This is a genomic window from Ktedonosporobacter rubrisoli, assembly GCF_004208415.1.
GTDB lineage: Bacteria > Chloroflexota > Ktedonobacteria > Ktedonobacterales > Ktedonobacteraceae > Ktedonosporobacter > Ktedonosporobacter rubrisoli.
This window is the reverse complement of the sequence record NZ_CP035758.1, coordinates 8,481,627-8,500,307: the sequence shown is the minus strand read 5'-3', so window position 1 is coordinate 8,500,307 and position 18,681 is coordinate 8,481,627. Positions and strand designations below refer to the sequence as shown.

Annotated in this window: 13 protein-coding genes; 9 read left to right on the top strand and 4 right to left on the bottom strand. The window is 51.2% G+C overall.

Annotated features, from left to right (window positions below):
- Window positions 1-350: 350 nt before the first annotated feature.
- Window positions 351-839, top strand: coding sequence for a Fur family transcriptional regulator (locus tag EPA93_RS36920; protein ID WP_129892325.1), 489 nt, complete (start codon window positions 351-353; stop codon window positions 837-839).
- A gap of 9 nt (window positions 840-848) precedes the next feature.
- Here the strand turns inward: EPA93_RS36920 and EPA93_RS36915 are convergent, their stop codons facing one another.
- Together EPA93_RS36915 and EPA93_RS36910 are read right to left on the bottom strand one after the other, a co-directional pair.
- On the bottom strand, window positions 849-2,465 hold the full coding sequence (locus EPA93_RS36915; protein WP_129892324.1) for a penicillin-binding transpeptidase domain-containing protein: 1,617 nt from the start codon (window positions 2,463-2,465) through the stop codon (window positions 849-851).
- Between the two features lie 249 nt (window positions 2,466-2,714).
- A complete protein-coding gene (locus tag EPA93_RS36910) occupies window positions 2,715-3,389 on the bottom strand; it encodes an RNA polymerase sigma factor (RefSeq protein ID WP_129892323.1) in 675 nt (224 codons plus the stop codon).
- Between the two features lie 495 nt (window positions 3,390-3,884).
- Between EPA93_RS36910 and EPA93_RS36905 the strand changes: the two genes are divergently transcribed.
- The 6 genes from EPA93_RS36905 to EPA93_RS36880 all read left to right on the top strand — a co-directional run bounded on the left by EPA93_RS36905 (window position 3,885) and on the right by EPA93_RS36880 (window position 13,028).
- Complete coding sequence (locus EPA93_RS36905; RefSeq protein ID WP_165423646.1) at window positions 3,885-6,014, top strand: MerR family transcriptional regulator; 2,130 nt, start codon at window positions 3,885-3,887, stop codon at window positions 6,012-6,014.
- 227 nt (window positions 6,015-6,241) lie between these two features.
- Window positions 6,242-6,892 carry a P-loop nucleotide/nucleoside kinase family protein gene (locus EPA93_RS36900; protein WP_129892321.1) on the top strand — a complete coding sequence of 217 codons (651 nt, stop codon included), beginning with the start codon at window positions 6,242-6,244 and terminating at the stop codon, window positions 6,890-6,892.
- Between the two features lie 436 nt (window positions 6,893-7,328).
- The gene (gene rho, locus EPA93_RS36895; RefSeq protein WP_129892320.1) at window positions 7,329-8,249 is read left to right on the top strand and encodes a transcription termination factor Rho; all 921 of its coding nucleotides are present in this window, start codon (window positions 7,329-7,331) and stop codon (window positions 8,247-8,249) included.
- Between the two features lie 60 nt (window positions 8,250-8,309).
- Window positions 8,310-9,629, top strand: a complete 1,320-nt coding sequence (locus EPA93_RS36890; protein ID WP_165423645.1) for a J domain-containing protein — start codon at window positions 8,310-8,312, stop codon at window positions 9,627-9,629.
- A gap of 336 nt (window positions 9,630-9,965) precedes the next feature.
- On the top strand, window positions 9,966-12,140 hold the full coding sequence (locus EPA93_RS36885; RefSeq protein ID WP_129892318.1) for a WD40 repeat domain-containing serine/threonine protein kinase: 2,175 nt from the start codon (window positions 9,966-9,968) through the stop codon (window positions 12,138-12,140).
- A gap of 111 nt (window positions 12,141-12,251) precedes the next feature.
- Window positions 12,252-13,028 carry an SDR family NAD(P)-dependent oxidoreductase gene (locus tag EPA93_RS36880; RefSeq protein ID WP_129892317.1) on the top strand — a complete coding sequence of 259 codons (777 nt, stop codon included), beginning with the start codon at window positions 12,252-12,254 and terminating at the stop codon, window positions 13,026-13,028.
- A gap of 90 nt (window positions 13,029-13,118) precedes the next feature.
- On the opposite strand, the gene EPA93_RS36875 is transcribed toward EPA93_RS36880, so the two are convergent.
- Together EPA93_RS36875 and EPA93_RS36870 are read right to left on the bottom strand one after the other, a co-directional pair.
- Entirely contained in the window at window positions 13,119-14,768 is a 1,650-nt protein-coding gene (locus tag EPA93_RS36875; protein ID WP_129892316.1) for a leucine-rich repeat domain-containing protein, read from the bottom strand.
- Between the two features lie 203 nt (window positions 14,769-14,971).
- Window positions 14,972-15,709 carry an HAD family hydrolase gene (locus tag EPA93_RS36870; protein WP_129892315.1) on the bottom strand — a complete coding sequence of 246 codons (738 nt, stop codon included), beginning with the start codon at window positions 15,707-15,709 and terminating at the stop codon, window positions 14,972-14,974.
- 391 nt (window positions 15,710-16,100) lie between these two features.
- Between EPA93_RS36870 and EPA93_RS36865 the strand changes: the two genes are divergently transcribed.
- On the top strand, window positions 16,101-17,159 hold the full coding sequence (locus EPA93_RS36865; RefSeq protein WP_129892314.1) for a GNAT family N-acetyltransferase: 1,059 nt from the start codon (window positions 16,101-16,103) through the stop codon (window positions 17,157-17,159).
- Window positions 17,160-17,416: 257 nt separating this feature from the next.
- Window positions 17,417-18,316: a proline iminopeptidase-family hydrolase gene (locus EPA93_RS36860; protein WP_129892313.1), complete on the top strand. Its 900-nt coding sequence runs from the start codon at window positions 17,417-17,419 to the stop codon at window positions 18,314-18,316.
- Window positions 18,317-18,681: the final 365 nt, after the last annotated feature.

The following is an 18,681-nucleotide window of genomic DNA, read 5'->3' as shown; positions in this document are numbered from 1 at the left end:
AATCAACCGAGTGCTTATCTCCGCTCCAGTGTATCATATTGCCCTTGCTGACAAAAGTAGAGCGCTGCACAAGCTCAGGGCCTTTCAGGCAGTTGTTAAGTAGCACAAAAACGAGCACTGGAAACTCTGAGCCCAAACTGCTTAGCGGTAAAAGGGTCACATTTACGCGGAATAGTGCTATCATTATAGCATGTTGCAATTGAAGGCCGACGTATTCCATTCATCAGCAGAACCCTAGAACAAAGCAGCTATCGTTTCGCTAGCCGGCCACTATTACTATAGCAAACAGCTAAACGTATATACAGCATAAACATCTCAAGAGAAATAAAACATTAAGCGAGGGTTGGCTTATGTCGCATTCTAGCAATTCCACCGATGAAATACTACGCAAGCGTGGCTACCGTCTCACTCCCCAACGCCACATGATTCTTAGCGTGATCCAGGAAGCTAATGAGCACCTCAGCATCGAGCAGATAGCCGAGCGCGTACAGCAGATCAATCCTTACGTTAGCCTCTCGACTGTCTATCGTACACTCGATCTTCTAAAGAACCTGGAGTTAATTCGTGAGGGTCATATACCAGGCGAGCAAGCCCATTATGAAGCGGCAGATGGCCAGGCACATCACCACTTGATCTGTCGCCGCTGCCGCCAGACCATCCACCTTGACACGGCATTGCTGGGCAACCTTGATAAACAGTTACAGGAACAATATCATTTCCACCATCTCGCCCTTGACCTGGTTGCCACCGGCTACTGTTCAGCCTGCTGGCAAGCCATCCAGCAGGAAGAGCAGGGCCCAGAAAACCTTGCCGAGCCCCCTGCCAGACAAAGCCAGTAGGCTTGGGGCCTAGCCTGGACAGCCAAGCTGCAAAAGCTGAGCGGAACAGCAATAGTTCGTAGGAGGAGGTGGGGGGAGTTGTGCCTTGACATAATTGTTAGCAAAGATATCGTGATACATAGCGGCAATCATTGGTCCCACCGCATCGCCACCATCGCCGCCATTCTCTTTCATCGCCACAATAGTCAAAGCTGGCAATTGTCCCGTATTCGTGATCGAATAAGGAGCCTGGGTAATCATCCAGGCATGAGCGGGAATGCTCCCATCGTTGCTTACCTGAGCCGTTCCGGTTTTACCAATAATGGAAGCATCTGAGGTAAACAATTGCTGGACAATCGAGCCAGAGCCGCAGCGTACTACCCCAAACATAGCTTTACGTACTTCCTGGGCCGTCTGGCTGGAAATCGGCGAGCCTAAGTTCTCTGGATTATAGACCTTGATAGGGGCCTTATTCGTATCCATAATCTTCGAGATCAGCATGGGACGCATAAGCTGTCCATCGTTAGCCGCCACGTTATCAATCAGTGACATTTGTAACGGCGTCACCGCGTCATAGCCCTGCCCGAAAGCATTGGCAGCCAATTCGTTATTTTCAAGCGTCGTTTGCCCTTCCTTAAGAACATGGCTTACCGTCGCAGGCAAATCAAAAGGGATCTCGCTGCCCACATATAAACGTTTATTGTAATCCATCCAGGTGTCGAAGCCCGTATTCACCCCAATCTGGGCAAAAATGATATTGTCAGAATGGGTAAAGCCATAATCGGTAGTGACAGGAAAACGAAATGTGTAATCCTGAATATTGTTACCCACTGGCCCAATCTTCTGGCCATTATAGACGACTGGCCCTAGCGCCTGCGTCCGATCGAAGGGCTGATCGAGAGTGGTCTTATCGGCATCAAGTCCGGCCATAAGGGTTAAGGCCTTGTAGGTTGAGCCAGGCGCATAGGTGGCCTGAATAGGGCGCTCTAACATGGGCTGATGGGGATCTTTGGTCAATTGCGTATAGTAAGATAGATCGCCATGAGCTACGCTTGAGACAAGCTTATTCGGGTCAAAGCCAGGGCTGCTCACCATGGCCAGGATCTCGCCTGTGTGCGGATCTGTCACGATTACCGAGCCCCGATCTGAGGCAAATGTATTTACATTATCAATCGGGATGTGATCATTAAAATGTTCAGCAGCAACGCGCTGAATACGTTCATCAATAGTCAGGTAAATGTCGTCTCCCACAGGAGGACGATGCAACAGATTATTCACTGTATTATCAATCTGCGTCACACCCATACGCCCACTTAGGTAATCATCAAATTGATGTTCAATACCTGTTGAGTTATAAAGAGGGCTGATATAATAGCCAATTAAGCCAGCTAGAGAGGGGTCATAATAGTGGCGCAAGTAACCACATACGCCTGGTTCAGCCTTTGATTCTGCTAGTAATACTCCATTGCGATCAAAGATACGCCCGCGTACTGGAGCACTATTGGTTAAACAACGTCGTCCGTTATGCACATTGGCAGTCACGGCCTGGGCCGCTACCACCTGCCAGTACACGAGGCCACCGCTGATCGCAATAAAGAACACAACGAATAGCTGAGCCAGCTTACGTATACCAGGTCTGATATTCATTGAAACATATTCCTCTGCCTTGATACAAGCTGAAACGCTTATTAGTCGCAGTGTAGCACTGATACTATTCGTTAGCAAGTAAAAGCGCTGCTACGTAACGGCTATCTCTTTGTTTCAAAACGAGTAATACAAGCCTGTGGATACAAGCAACTGTGCAGGAGGGAGGAATACAAGTTTGACGGATGTTACTATTGCATAATCAGGCCCTACGACTGTACAGAGCATTGTACAGTCATAAGCATTTGGCACTTAAGCGGCTGACGGACCAGAGCTAGTTGGAAGCATTTTACGTAAACGTTTATAGGCAAGGCATACCAGGGTGTTATGCCGGCTACGTTCTGCTGGATCGCTTGGTGTGTCGCAGCGAAAATCCTGCAGTTGAATGCCCATTTTGCCCAACGCTTTCTCTAGCGGGGCCGGTTCCTCGCCAATGTCAGTATGGCTGGCCAGGTTGATAAGCAGGGCTCGGCGCTGCTTATCGGGAAATTTGACGATAAGGTAAGCTACCTGCTCAAGAAACATTAGCTGCATCAGGCTCTGCAAAGCTCTCTCTTCCACGCTTTCATCCTCATCATGTGTATGAACCACTACTTCGATCTCATATTCATCCTGTGGGAAGCGCAGAAAACGCCGGTCCTTACGCCAATAATCATGGCAGCAGTTGCGTGCTACCTTCGCTGCAAAGGCTTCAAGATTGTGAATCGGCTCGGCACGATCATCTTGCTGCCGTAGCCAGATACGCAAGAGTGTTTCTTGCAGAATATCGTTGATCACATCCTGTTCCTGCCCACACCATATGGGCACATGGGTACTATAGACATACGTACTAACCTGCCGCTGCAATGTGGAGTACAAGCGATCCCAGAAATTTTCAACGCAATACGAGTAATTTTCCCTTTGCTGACATGATACCTTTCTTTCCATAGAAGTTTCCTCCGGCAATAGCCCATTGCGGAAGCAATGAATAATACTTTTGTTCCTGCTCTAAAAGTAAGCACTATTCACCACGATTGCTCCAGGCAAAAATATTAAGGAACCTTCTCTAAGAGAAAGGCTATTTAGAAAATCTGCGTCATAAAACAGATAACTTGCAAATACTTGTAAGAAGATTGTAGCCAATATAAGATTACTTGTCAATCTTTTCATGCAAATACAAGAAACTTCTCAGCAAATTACAAGGAATTTAAAAAAAATTGTTGCTTTTAAGTATAAACTATGAGATACTTGTTGGTATTATGAATAGGAGTTATAGAAACTATAAGGTATAGGGCATGGATGTTGGTCATCTTGGATATACTCGCTTCTTCGCTTATGAAGAAGGTATCTTTCAAGCGTAAGGGCAGGTAAAAAATTACTTTCTTTTGCAGTCCTGATATGAGCTTGATGGATCGATCTCAGAGAAGAACAGGAGAGGCTCATATGGATGAATATAACTTGCAGCGTATCCAGCAATATCTCCGCTCAAAAGAAGTGCAGGAGCGCATCCAGCGCAATATCCAGCGTAGTCGTATAGAGGCTACGGTAACAATCGGACGAGCTGCCCAGCTGTTTGGATTTAGCGAAAGCAAATTACGTGAGCTAGAATCGCTAGGCCTGCTCAATCCCTTACGCAAAGAAAATAAAGGACAAAGACAATATACGCTCAACGAGCTTGATAAATTAGCTATTATTCGCGAACTGCTTGATGCAAAGTATACAGCGGCCGAAATTCCGCCGGATATCGAGGAGCTCTGGTCCAACGTGCATGAGCGCGACGTTTCCTCTCCGCTCTCAGGCTTCGCCTTACCCTCCTCGCCGGCTCCCTCCTCAGAACCGCCGGAGATCCTGCCCATCAACGTGCGCATCGAAGAGGCTCGCAGCCTGCTCTTCTGGCGCTTCTTCGCCTCCCACAGCTTGCGCCTGGCCCTCCTGCTCATCAGCGAGTACCTGCCCAACAATCTGCCTCTGGGCCTCATTCTCTCCCTGGCTCATCCCACTCCCGCCCTGACCCTCTCCTCCATCCAGCAGCTGCCTCAGCTCGGCACCAGCCTGCTTGGCTGGCTCAGTAAGAGCCGCTCCTCCCATACCCTGCTCACCTTCTCCCCGTTCTTTCAGTACAGCAGCGACTACACCTTGCTGCCTCTGGTCCCGTTGCACGAGGAAACCCCTCTTGAGCCGGCCAGCGACAACACCTTCCTCATCCTCGAACGCCTCGACCGTCGCTCTCATGCCCTCTCCCTACCTTCTTTGGTGGTCAGTCTGCTCCGCCGCCTGCTCGCTCCTCTCTACACCCAGGCAGCGCTTCTTGTCCACAGCTTTGGCCCGACCATGAACGATCTGCTCTTGCCCGCTACCGATCTGACCAACAGCGCCAACTATCACGACCTCCTGCTCACCGGCCTTGCCGATCTGCTCATTGAGCTTGGAGGCTCGACAGAGCGGGACACGCCGCGCTGGCGCTTCTGTCTGCTGCTCTTGCCCGATACCTCCCTGCATCCCTTGCCCCTGCAGCAACAGGTTCTCATCGCCCGTGCTCAGAGCCAGCGCAGCCCTTATATCCAGGGTCAGTCGTTCTTCAGTCCGCAAAAGTTGCAGACCAGCCTGAGCATTCGCGCCTTTCAAAGCGGGCGCATCATCTATAAGCCGGAGGTCGTGGCCAACGATCGCACCTTTGTCTATCGCGAAATTGAAGGGGAAATCCGCTCCAACATCGCCGTGCCCATCGGCAGCGAGACCGGCCATCCCCTCGCTGTCCTCTATGTGGCCTCCGATGAGCCCCAGGCCTTCTCTCTGGAGGATCAGCGCCTCTTACGCCTCTTCGCTCGGCTCATCGAGAATGTCCTGCGCACCTCTCAGGCTCATTTACAGATGGGCAGCGAGCTGCGCAGCCTCATGCGCACTCCCAGCGTCGTCGATAGCTTCTTTGGCGAATTCCTCTCTGAAAACGAGTTCCTCCACGATCTGGAAGCCCTGCTCGCCCGCCTTGCCAGCGCGCACGATCCCTGCCAGGCGCCGGAAGATGCCAGTGAGCCCATTCCTGAGGTGATTTCCTTTATCGGCCTGGATCTCGATGAGCAAGAGAGCCTGGCCAGCCAGTATGGCGATCAGATCATGCGTAACCTCACCCGGACGTTGGGCCATCGCATTCAGGAGCTTCTGGCTCCGCTGATCACCAAATCGTTCAATTGCCAGCTTTATTACATGCACGCGAACCGATTTTATCTTATTTTGCGCGACTTCTCTCTTGAAGATGCTCGCGAGAAAGCTGAGCGCTTACGCGTGAGCCTGGATGGTAGCATAGCAATTAAGCAAACAGACCTTGCCGACAATATCCTGATATTACCGCATATCACTGTTCATCTAGCAGTCACATCCTACACACAGGCTAAGCTACGAGCTTTCCTTACCGAATATGCCTCCCTCACCGAGATCAGCACTATGCTTAGCCAGACCCTTGACGTTGTTCTAAAGTTAGGAACCGATGAAGGAGGCAATACTGTTGTTGCCTGGAACCCTCGCCTTGGGAGCTATTTTCCCTGGCAACCTCAGCAAGAACAGATAGAGCAATAGAGCGCGTTTACATCTTTGAATTCAGAGGCATGAGACATGCCTGATATTGTTTGAGCAGGGGTTGCAAGGGAAAAACCCGTAAGCGAAGTGTGCATAGCTTCGTTATCCTCAGGGCAATGCCACTTCCTCTCTACTCACATCCATATCACCGCAGTCAACGGTACACATAAACTAAGGATGTCCCATGTCTGTTACTTTAAAGTTTTTTATAAGGAGTAAATCTTTGTATGTCAGTCACGATATTTGTTTTGGGCAGACCTGGAAGTGGGAAAACAACGGCAGTTCGTCATATCCTCGAACTGGCCGAGCGTCGCAATTATAAGACAAAACGTATGAAGGACTACGATATCCTCTACAAGATGTTTCAGCAAGACACCCACGAGCAATATTTCCGCGCCACAAATTATGGAGGGTTCGATATTCTTGATGGCAGCGTCTATGATGTGGCTCTGCAGCGACTAGAAAAAAACGTGCAAGAGATATCGTTGGAAGAAAAATACGATATCATTACTATTGAATTTGCGCGCGATAATTATCAAGAAACTTTTCGCAAGCTATCTTCCAGCTTTCTGGAGGACAGCTATTTTTTCTTTGTGGAAGCGGATCTAGATACGTGTATGCAGCGCATCTATCAGCGCGTTACCGTGCCTCCCACACCTGATCATCACTTTGTCTCTGAATATATTATGCGTAGCTACTACAACAATGATAACTGGAAATATATGAGTGAGGAATTCCAGAAAGAATATCAATTACAAAAAGAAGTGGTGGCTTACTACAACACGGGGAGTTTGCAAGGGTTAATTGATAAAGTGAGCGAATTTGCAGAAACAATCTTTATTAGAGAATTCGTTGCTCTCATATCGGCCCCAGAGTAATTGCTCTTATGGCCAGGGGATGCCCGGGAAGCCCTGGGCATCCTATCCTCACATGCCGCTAGCATTGCAGGTTGCCAAATCATCTGACTTGCTAGAAGCTTGCTGAGCCTTTTATGGGAAATTATCACGATATACTTATCCGACTTTTTGTGATACAGTATTAGAGAACATGTAACCGCCTGTACGTGCACAGAAGTAGCTGCCGTCTCCTTAGCCTGCTCTACATAACGGTGTGCTACTCTGACTATCCATCAATCGTTCAGTACATAAGCACTGCTTCAATTCTTTAGTACGAGAACACGCAAGGCGCGAGCCAGGGAAGCCGAGCTCAAAGTCCAGGAGATGAGATAAGGGCGTGCCTGAGTTTCTCAGGACGGCAGGTTTGCGCGTACTGACTGACTGTGACCAGCATTTCTAACAGGAGAGAGGAGAGCGAGTGGCCTCAACACATACTCCCTTTGAGAAGCTAACACCAATTCATCCAAATCGGCGTATTACCCTGGAAACGGGAGCGACTCCGATCGCACCGCGCCTGATCGATCTGTTCGTACCCCTGGGATTTGGCCAACGGGCGCTTGTCGTTGCGCCTCCTAAGGCTGGCAAGACGACGATTCTACGCCAGATAGCTGCTTCTATTCAGCAGAACTATCCAGAAGCGCATCTATTTCTTTGCCTTGTCGATGAGCGTCCAGAAGAAGTGACCGAATGGCGCATGGAAGTCCAGGGGCCAAATGTAAAGACCTATGCGTCTAGCTTCGATCAGCACTTAAGCAAACATGGACGTATCGTCGAACGTGCCTTACAGGACGCCAGGCGCGAAGTCGAGCAGGGACACGATGTCATCATTTTGCTTGATTCGCTGACCAGGCTAGCCCGCGCGCATAACTTGAGCAGCGAGATGTGGAGTGGTCCCCGCAACCAGCGCGGCGGCTACGGAAGTCGTACGCTCTCGGGAGGCCTGGATGTGCACGCTCTAGAAGTAGGGCGACGCGTCTTTGGTGCCGCACGCGCGCTTGAAGAAGGTTCCAGCCTGACTATTATTGCCAGTTGCCTGGTCGAGACTGGGAGCCGGCTCGATGAGGTTGTCTACGAGGAGTTTAAGGGGACGGGCAATCTCGAAGTGCGTCTCTCGCGTGAGCTGGCGGATCGACGCGTCTTTCCAGCCATCGATGTCAGCGCATCCAGCACGCGGCAAGAGGAGCGTTTGCTCTCGCCAAATGAATTGCGCGCGATGGCCATCGTAAGGCGCAAAATGGCAGATCTGCCGCGCTTATCCGGCTCAGAACAGGTTGTCAATCTTTTCGAGAAGACACGTTCCAATACCCAATTGGTGGAAGCTATTGTAAAGCAAGGATAATTGGAGCTCAGGGACTTGAACCAATCCGATAGAATGTCGTATATACGTAGAGGTATGAGGATGGAACCACAGAACGACTATTATCGGATATTGGGAATAGAGCCAGAGGCGAGCGAGATCGATATCAAGCGCGCGTATCGCCGCCTTGCCAAGCGCTACCATCCTGACATCAATAAGAGCCCTACTGCTAGCAAGCACTTTATGGCTGTGCAGGCTGCTTACGAAGTACTGAGCAATCCAGCTCAACGCCAGACATTCGATCAGCAACGTACGCAAAAGCAAGCGACAACCACTACCATCAATCCATGGGCGTTTACACCCACACGGCCCAGTGCAAAGCAAGCGGCCCGAAGCTCCTCCATGCCAGAGGACAAAGGCTACATTATCCATAATTTGCAAGATGGACAACCCGTCCGCTTCCTATTGGATACGCTGTTTTATGTGCTTTCGGCAGATGATGTACGTCGCTTGAAAAGAGGCATGCTGCGTGGTTTGGCACGCAACGTAATTATTACTAAATGGCCCGCCGGGGTGCAACAAACGCAGTTTAGTTGCCGCAGCTGCCACCATAGTTGGACCGTTGAGAATGAGACGGCCCAGGAGGATGTGGCTTGCCCAAAATGTAGTACCGGATACCGCGAGCACTATTTGCTCCTCTACTGCCGCCATTGCCATGCGATCTTTGAAGACAAGGCCATGCGCAAAAAATGGCATGCCGATCCCGGGCAGCCTCTTCCCTCATCTATCTACGATGAGCTGCCGCGCTGCCCGCATTGCTATGCTCCCGATTGGTGCGAGCTTGAGGGGCATGCGCAGTCCACGTCACAAGCTCGGCACAGCGCGGGGCCCTGGTCCGCGCTTCAGTATTTTCTTGCTGATCATCAACTCCTGGTAGCAATTCTTATCCTGGCCATATTGCTCATCGGGATCATTGTTATCGTCTCGACGCTGGCCAATCGCCCTCTGGTCATTAGTAACCCATCTACGCGCTCAATTAAGCTTCCACATCCCACTGTCTATATTTCATTTGTGGTCCAGCCCAATGGCAACCGAGGGTACATTGAGGCGATTTTTTATGAGAATGGGCACATAGTCGATACGCAGATGCTCGATAGCCAGAACTTCCCAGCCTGGGGTAGCACGCAACAATTCACGTCAGCCGCCTACACATCTTCCGCGACAGCGGGCAGCGCTGAGCTTTACTGGTGCCCAGTCTATGATTGCGCCCACCGAGAGCTCAAGGACGTGATTGATTTTCAATTTTTCAACTATCTCTCGCGCACGAACTTCCATTCGGTTCTTTTTCTAGCCACACTCAGCAACTTTTATCGACAAATTAGCTGCATTTCGCTCACTGCTATACAATATCTTCCATTATAGGTTTCGCTACCGTGCCAGCGTGACCCAAACTCGCTTTGAGAGAGACACAGTTCTCATTGAGGAATTTGCACAGGAATAAGCGGCGCTTTTCATGGTACACTGTTATATGATTTACCTGGGAGTCTGCCAAGCAGAGATTGAGGAGTGCGCCGCCTGCACTTCCAACTTGACAGAACACAATTTACCCGGATGCAGCGATCACCGTGGACAATGAGTAAAAACTAGAGAGCTTGTAGCCTGAGAGATAGCTCAGATGTCTCTGCATAACTCTCACCACATAAGAGATAAGAGCGGAAAAGAAGAGGAGTAAATGACATGTACAAGGATGTGCAATAGATGCCAGGCCATCTGTTATACTGCTCTGTTTGCGGGGCCGCAAATAATCAAGAGCACACAACTTGCTTCGTTTGCCACCATCCGCTAACGACCGGAGAAGAGGCCTCCGAGGAAACGCTGCTTCATGGACGCTACCGACTGCTCGCACAGATCGGCGGTGGCGGTTTCGGAGTGGTCTACCGCGCCCAAGATATCAGCAATGCTCACGAACTTGTAGCTATCAAGCAGATCAAGCTGAGCGGCCTTAGCACGCAACAAATTATTGAAGCAACCGAAACCTTTAATCGCGAACGCGTTATGCTTGCCGCCTTGGATTATCCTCGCCTTCCCCACTTGCGCGATACGTTTGAGGATAGCGAGCACTGGTATCTCGTTATGGACTATTTCGCTGGCAAGACCCTTGAACACTACTTACTTGAGCGCGAACATAGCCTATCAGCTTCTGATAGCGTGATAGATGAGGCGCTTCATATGGGACTGCAGGTCTGCGACATCCTTCATTATTTACACAGCCGCACGCCTCCGGTGATCTTTCGCGACCTCAAGCCCAGCAATATTATTCGCCGCGATGATAGCTCCTACGCGCTTGTCGATTTTGGCATTGCACGCCATTTCAAACGGGCAAGCAGCCGTGATACTATTCCCTTTGGTTCGCCGGGCTACGCTGCTCCTGAGCAGTATGGGAGGGCCCAGACTGATGCGCGGGCCGATATTTACAGCCTGGGAGTCATTCTGCACCAGATGATCAGCGGCATCGATCCTACCGAGGCACCTTTGCAGTTTACGCCGCTTTCTCTTTCTGGCCCATCGCTCAAGTCGTTTGAGCAACTTATCTCACATATGGTCGAGTTACAGGTAGATAAGCGTCCGGCAAGTATTGCCCAGGTCGCCGATAGGTTACGCGAGATTCAGCAAGAACGCAGGGGCGTCAATCAGCGTATCTGGGACCCAAAGCAGCCACCGCCTCCTCTAGATCAGCTCGATCGGGGCGATCTTCCTCTCTATACCCCCTCCGGCTCTGCACCAGGGCTGGCTCAGCAGCAGATGCAAATGGTCCACCCGCAACAAAAAGGGCGCAGAATCTTTTTGAAGCGGGGCATTGCCTCTATCGCGCTCGCCGGCGTGGCCGGACTAGTTCTAGAGCAAGGCGTTGAATGGTGGAAAGAAAGCCTTTCCAATGACGCTAATGATGCTAATTTATTGCTCAAGCATCTTGTCCAGGAGCATAGGCTCGCTTCCCCCATCTATCAAATGTCCTGGTCTCCTGATGGAAACAAGCTTGCCCTGGCGATGAATGCTACAGTCAAAATCCTGCAGCCAGCTACCAGCAAAAAGCAATCCCATGCTTACCAACTGCCTGAACTGGGCGCTCAGGCTCTCTCATGGTCTCCCGATGGAGATCATCTAGCCTTGAGTAATGATATTGATATTCAGGTCTGGAGTATGCGCGCAAAAAAGGTTGTTGCCACATACAGCGCTCCCAAGGACGAGGCAAGTAAAAGTAGCTCTATCGTTTATCTCGCCTGGTCTCCCGATGGCCAGAAACTCGCGGCTGCCCACAATGGCGGATCTATCAAGATATGGGATGTCACCCAGAAGAAACTTCACCTGGCTTATCAGCCCAGTTCCGAGCATTCCCATCTCTGGTTAAGCTGGTCTCCCGATGGCAAATATATAGTTTCCGGTCGCAACAGCGGCCACATTAGCGTCTGGGATACCCGCAACGGCAATACGCTTTTCCAGAAAGATTACCACGTGTGGTATAGCTATCCCCCCATGGCCGCCTGGTCGCCCGGGGGCAGTCGCCTGGCTGTGCTGGCCCAGGAAGATATCGCTATCGAGGTGGTAGATAGTCAGAGTGGGCAGCGCATCTTTCTATGCGAATGGCTCTATGGCGATTCTAACGCGGCTCTGGGCAGCATCACCTGGTCACCAGACGGTCAGTATATTGCCGCCCACTATATGAATGATACAAAGCATACAATTCAGTTCTGGCACGCGTCTACAGGCAAACAGGCCGGCTCCTATGATGCCAGCAATACGCCCTTTGGGGATAGAAGCTCGTACCCCGAGGGTTTGCTCTGGTCCCCCAATAGCCGCTTCCTTGTCAACTTTTTCCAGGATAAGGATGCCTATACCATCCAGGTTCTAAAGGCTCCCGAACAGAAAAAATGACCTTGAAGCAAAGCTAAGCTTACCCCTTGACATTGACACAATGACAGGCTTTAAACTTTTAACAAGAGGTTTCTCTACTCACATTTTTTTAGCTAGAAGAGGTTTAGTTCTATGTATTCAATAGGGCAAGCAGATTTCTCGGGCAAAGCTATCATTATCACGGGAGGCAGTTCCGGCATTGGCCTGGCAGCTGCGCAGCAGTTTGCCGACCTTGGCGGCAATGTGCTGATCGTTGGGCGTCATGAGGAAACTATTGAGCAGGCTTCGAAGGGGCGGGAACGCATTGTAGGTAGGGTTGCAGATATTAGCCAGGAGGAGCAGATTGGCGGAATTGTGCAGGAGGCGCTGGAACGCTGGGGACGCATCGATGTGGTGGTCAATAATGCCGTGGCAGCGGTATCAACGCCCCTTGAAACTGTTACAACTCCTCAAATTACTTCCATATTACAGACAAATGTGCTGGCCCCAACCTGGCTCAATCAAGCCGCCTTGCCCGCGCTCATTGCCAGCAAGGGAGCCATCGTTAATATCTCAAGTGTGGTCGGCCACCTGCCTACTACCGGCGTTACCTTTTATGCTGCGAGCAAGGCAGCCCTCGACCATCTTACGCGTTGCTGGGCCCGCGAGCTCGCACCGCACGGCATTCGGGTTAATGCCGTAGCTCCTGGTCCGACCGAGACCGGCGCACTTGTCAAGGCTGGCTTCTCAAGCGCACAGGTCGAGAACATTCGCCAGAAAGAGCGCGAAGCCATTCCGTTCAAGCAGCTCGGCACCCCCGAAGAGGTTGCAGCGTGGATTGTAACGCTGGCCGATCCACGCTCAACCTGGATCACCGGTCAGATCATTACTGTTGATGGTGGGCTTGAATTAGCCGGCTATCCTTCCTAGCCATTACCGCACATAGAGACAAATCTATCCGGGAGAACGAGAAGACTGACAGCGGCCAGTCTTTCTTTTCCTGATCCGTACGGGATACTATCACGAGGGAGCAGTAAAAGTTGTAGCTGACTGCTGATAGAGTTGCTTGATATGTGGCATAGCAGCCAGCTCTTCCACATCTTCTCGCGCTATGCTGGCAGGCAGATGGAGCGTCTTTAAATGCTGCAGAGTCTTTAAGATACTTATGTCCTGCAGGTTCTTACAATCTCTTAAGTCAAGCTCACTGACAGGCAAACCAGCCAGGGCTCCGATATCTTTGAGCGCTCGGCAGTTGCGCAGGTTAAGACGTTCCAGCCTGCCAAGTTTGTGCAATTCGCGCAAGTGCTCCAGCTGTGGGCAGAAAGAAAGATCAAGCGAGCGCAGGCTTGTCAAAGATGCCAGGGCGCTAATATCGGTCAGGGCGCTACAATAATGCACGTCAAGGGCCTCCAGCCTGTGCAGTTCGCGCAAGTCATTCAAGTGCTGCACTTGCGAGCAATGGCGTAAACGTAGGGTGCGCAAGCTGCTTAAGGTCCGCAGGGCGCTGATGTCGCTAAGCTTGCCGTTATGATAGATGTTCAAGGTTTCCAGTTGCGCCAAATCCTGCAGTCCATCAAGTTGGGCTAAATCAAGGCATTTATCGAGGGTCAAGGCGCGTAGCTTCGCTAGGGCGGACAGGGCCCTTAGATCGTTCAGCACATAGTAATCATAGACACATAATTCCCGTATATTGCTCATGCGCGCGATACGATCAAGATTTAGCGTCTCGCTACTGCGATGCAGCATGAGCTGCTCAATCTGGGTTATCTCCTGTAAGCCCTTGAGGGCCGTCAATTTCACCCGCGTTATGCTCAACTTCTTGAGATTGGGCAGCAGGCTCAGGGCGCTAACGTCGGTCAGATGGGGACAGCTATCAAGATAGACTTCTTGCAGATGGTGCAGGCATTCTATACCCTTGAGATGCTTCAATTCGAAAGAAGAGGAGACGGTTAAGCCACCTAAGCCGGGCGCGGCGGTCAGGGGTTGAAGCGTTTCTGGTTTACACGTTCCTTGCAAGGTGACATGCTGCAAGGCATCCAGGGCCGGCAACTCGACCAGAGAATAATCTCTGTCCAGGACTAATCTTTGCGTCGTTCGTAGCAAGGGAGCCAGCACGCGCCGCCCGTATTCGGCCTGTTCAAAGTTCGCTCTGGCCAGCAACAGCTCGGCCAGGGGCCTATTGTGGGTATCATAGGTTAGGAATGGCTGGGGTATCGCTTGCACATAGGCCTCAAGGGCCAGGAAGGCCGCCTCATTACCAACAAGGGCCAGCGCGCGAATGCAATATGCACAGGCAGAGCTGCTGATGCTGCCTTGCTTCTGGAGCAGATATTGCTCGATGGGTTTGATGGCCAGGGCGCCTGCGGTGGCCAGGGCTTTTACCTGCGCCATATTGCGGGGTGGTATAAGCATGCGCGCACGCTGCTGCACAGTTTTGCTAAGCGTTTTCGAAACATCAGGCATCAGTTGCCAGCACGCCAGGGCCAACAAATGCAGTACCGGTCGCCTTTCAGGGTCTGGATCTCCACGCGCGATGAGCTCATATAAAAGGGCAGCACTTTCCTGTGGCGTCGCATGTTCGGCCATCGTTAACGTTCGTGCTTGCCACACCGGGTCATGAATATGTACTATCAACTCGTCAATTTTGCATGCGTCCAGGTGAATATCCATATGGAATTACCGCCTCCTTGCCCAGGCTTTTTCTCTTTAGTCTTAGCTAGCTATTCTTCCTGATGAGGCCAACATGGCACCCGGTAGGACTTTCTGTCCACTAACTTTCGCCCTTACTAGTAAGTATAGCCATTCTATTGCACAAGAGCCAGCGTATTCCATATGAATATTGAAAAATCATCGATAAATAGATTGTAGGCTCATCAATTCAGTTGCGCCAGCAGGGCTGGCAGTTCGGCCAGGCTAGCAATTTGCCAGGTTGCGTCGGTCGAGACTTCCGAGGAGGCCTTGCGCACCAGGACGGTGCGTGCTCCAGCCTGGCAGGCCCAGGGAATCACGAGCGGAGTGTCATCTACGACAATGGCTCGCGCTGGTGCGATCCCAACTTCGCTGAAAATACGCCTATAGTATTCCGGACCATCTTTAAATGTGTTGATGAGGTCCGGCCCGTAAAGGCGGGGCGCGAAGCAGTCGCGTACTCCCATGCCTTGCAGATAGCCAGCCAGATCACGAGAGGACTCTCCCGAAGCGGTATAGAGGGTATAGCCCTGCTGAAATAGGGTGCGGATCGCCTCTATGGCGCCGGGAAAGGCCGCATGGGCCCGTGGAAGAATAGCGCGGGTTGCCCGCTCCGCCAGGGCAATACAGTCTTCAGTCGCCGGCGCAGTTATGCCCACAAACCTGCACATATTTTTTAGCCAGTCATGCAGAAACAGCCGATCAAAGCTGGCATAATCGCTGGTGGCCTGAAGGCGCCTCTGCCAGTTTGCCGGCTCAAAAAGCTCCTCGCTTGTCAAGAGGTTGGCCTTCTGCCAGGCTTCAGGCGGGCCGCCGAGCAAGGGTGCGAAAAACTCGCCAACAAGCTCTTGCCAGCGTAAACCGCGGCGAATATTGTCGTTCATCACGCCGCCATCATCAAGAAAGATTACAGGGTGTGGCATAGCTTTTACTCCACAATAAACTACTTGCCCCTTTTAAGGCAAGAATGTGCAATAAGATCTTTTACAATAAGAGGAAAGAGAAGATAACACAGCCAGGATTATCCTGTCAAGACACGCCTGATATCTATCTGGCCATTGATGTGGATGTCAGAGAAGATTAACTTACATCTCCCATCTTACGCATAATTACCACTTAATTTTCTCTTGCTTGCTTTCCTGCTCAATAAGAAGGAAGTATATATTACCTGTAATATTTGCAAAACCCTCTGCAAGCAGCTACACTTTCACCTACAGAAGTGGAAAATAGAGAGTATCTTCACTAATCAGTCTGTACCTGGTAAAGTCCCATTTTCCAGGTTAAGAAAGCAAACGCAAGTAAAGGGGTAATGTTGTGAACAGGTCGCCTATCACTATCAAGCCGATGAGCACAAAGCATATACCTGAAGTCATTGCCTTAAACCAGGCCCAGGCTCAGCGCTTTCATGCCCTTGACTATCGACTGACGCCTGCTAGTTCTTACGAAAGAATAGTCACGCTGCTGGCCCAGCATTGTCAAAACGCCGCTACCTCTCTCGTAGCGCTCGATACTGCGGGACGTGTACGCGCCTATGCTCATCCCGCCCTATGGGAGCTAGAGTCCTATGATAGCTTACTTGCCTTTTTTACAGAGCGCAATGGTATTACGCATAGCCTGACCTTGCCGGACCCTGACGACGATGATGTGCTCGCGGTCACCGAAGCCCTGTTCTCTGCCTTAAGTACCTTCTGGCAAGCTCAGCGAACGGGTAGTGATATGCTGCGTTGGCCCGCCTGCGAAAGCTGGTTCGAAGCGTTAGTCCTGGGTCAGGGCTTTATTCTCGACAGCGCACTCGCCTACCATCCAGCGCGGGCAGCGGCACTCGTCGAGCCCAGAGCATATCCAGGATTACACGTACGTCTCAGCCAGCCCCAGGATGAAGAAGTGCTGGTAAAGCTCTTCGAAGAAGAGTTACAGGCTCATCAACCCTTCACGCCCTTCGTGCGCTGCAGTCCGGCGATCATCCAGGCCTTCCGCGATAGATTAGCGCTGCAGTGGGCAGGGAAACGGCTAGAAGCTGGGGCGCCTCTCGTACTTGTGGTTGAACGGAATGGGGAGCTAGTTGCGATGGCGGAAAACGAGTTATATATCTGGGAGGATGGCGAGGAGCCAGATTTTATGCCCTGTGGACGCTATGGCCATATCAACAATCTTGGCGTGCGTAAAGACCAGCGTGGACAGGGCATTGGTCGCCTGCTGGTTCAGGCCATCTTTACATCTTTGGCCCCGTTCAAGCTCGACGGCTATATACTCTGGTTCAATCCTGCTAACCCTCTTTCGAATCCATTCTGGCAGCGGCTCGGTTTCCGTCAGCTCTGGCGAACCTATCAACGCCCGCACGCCGAAGCAAGCCAGGGCACAATTGGAGTATAAGGCCAGAACTATGCGTTCACCGGAGCTTGCTTACTAGCTCATCACCAGCCAATCATCTCTGCGCCCTGGCCCTGACCAACCTCTGTTATAGCAAGCATGTGAGAAAACCTGACATGGCATGCCAGAACGATGTAGAATATATGAACATACTGTTGGGTACTAGAAAGAGCGTATCCACTTTAGTAGGGAAAAATATGCTAATTTATCCATTCTACATCGCTTTTTGCTACAGATCAGCCTGGCAAGGAGGCTAAATAGTGAGTTCACTGCGCAAACAAGAGGGCTTCATTCCTGTAGGAGATGGCTATCGGGTCTGGTATCAAATCGTTGGAGGGGGAGCTGAGCAGGAACAGATCCCCATTTTGACAGTTCATGGCGGACCGGGGGTTCCCCATGATTATATAGAAGATATGGCTGATTTAGCCTCCGCATCCAGGCGTGTGATCTTCTATGATCAGCTGGGCTGCGGACGCTCGGACTGCCCTGATAATCCAGCCCTGTGGACCATCGAGCGCTCGGTAGGGGAGATAGGCATTGTTCGCCAGGCTCTCGGCCTTGACAAAGTACATCTATGGGGCCAATCTTTCGGCGGGCTATTCTCCATCGAATATGCCCTTCAGCGGCCTCAGGGCCTTGTCAGCCTGACTTTAGCCAGCAGCACTTCTAGCATCCCGCTCTGGGTTGCCGAAGCCAATCGCTTACGCCAGGATCTCCCCCCTGACGTCCAGGCCACGCTTTTGCGGCATGAGCAAGCTGGCACAACCGATGATCCGGCCTATCAGCAAGCGGCCCAGGTCTTCAATGAGCGCCACGTTCTACGGCTCAAACCAGTACCGGAGCATGTACAGCGCGCTAATGAGCAGACCGGGCAGGTCTACTATATTATGAATGGACCCAGCGAGTTCCATGTAATCGGCGTTATCAAAGACTGGGATCGTACCAATCGTCTTGGCGAGATCCGCGTCCCCACCCTCATTACCTCCGGTCGCTACGATGAATCAACTCCACTCATTAACGAGGTATTGCATCGCGGCATCGTCGATTCGTTATGGGTTATATTTGAGCAGAGCGCCCATCTGGCCCATGTAGAAGAGCGCAGTCTCTACATGGCTACTATGCGGGCGTTTCTCACACGCGTTGAAGCACAATCGAAGTAGCAGGCACACACTGCATAGATCACAGGATGGCCTGGCCAGGGAGAAGATTTTTTCATCCCTGGCTATCCTGGGGGCTCGCCGGGATGTGTAACATCCCCAGCTGTGCCTCTATTTTCCCTTCTCCTCTTCGCCGCCGTCAGGCGGTCAAACAACGCGAGCTGGAAGGCCTTACTCTTGATTGTATGAGAGAGCTAATGGTGCGTCTAGTATGGTATACTCTGTGGAGTGTGTATAATACACTCCAACCTAAGCTGTATATAAACGTAGATAAAGCAGGATGGCATATTTGAGTATATATACCTCGCATTCAGTATGCTGAAAGTTCGGGCATATCGTATATACAACAAAATGTCCAAGAAATAATC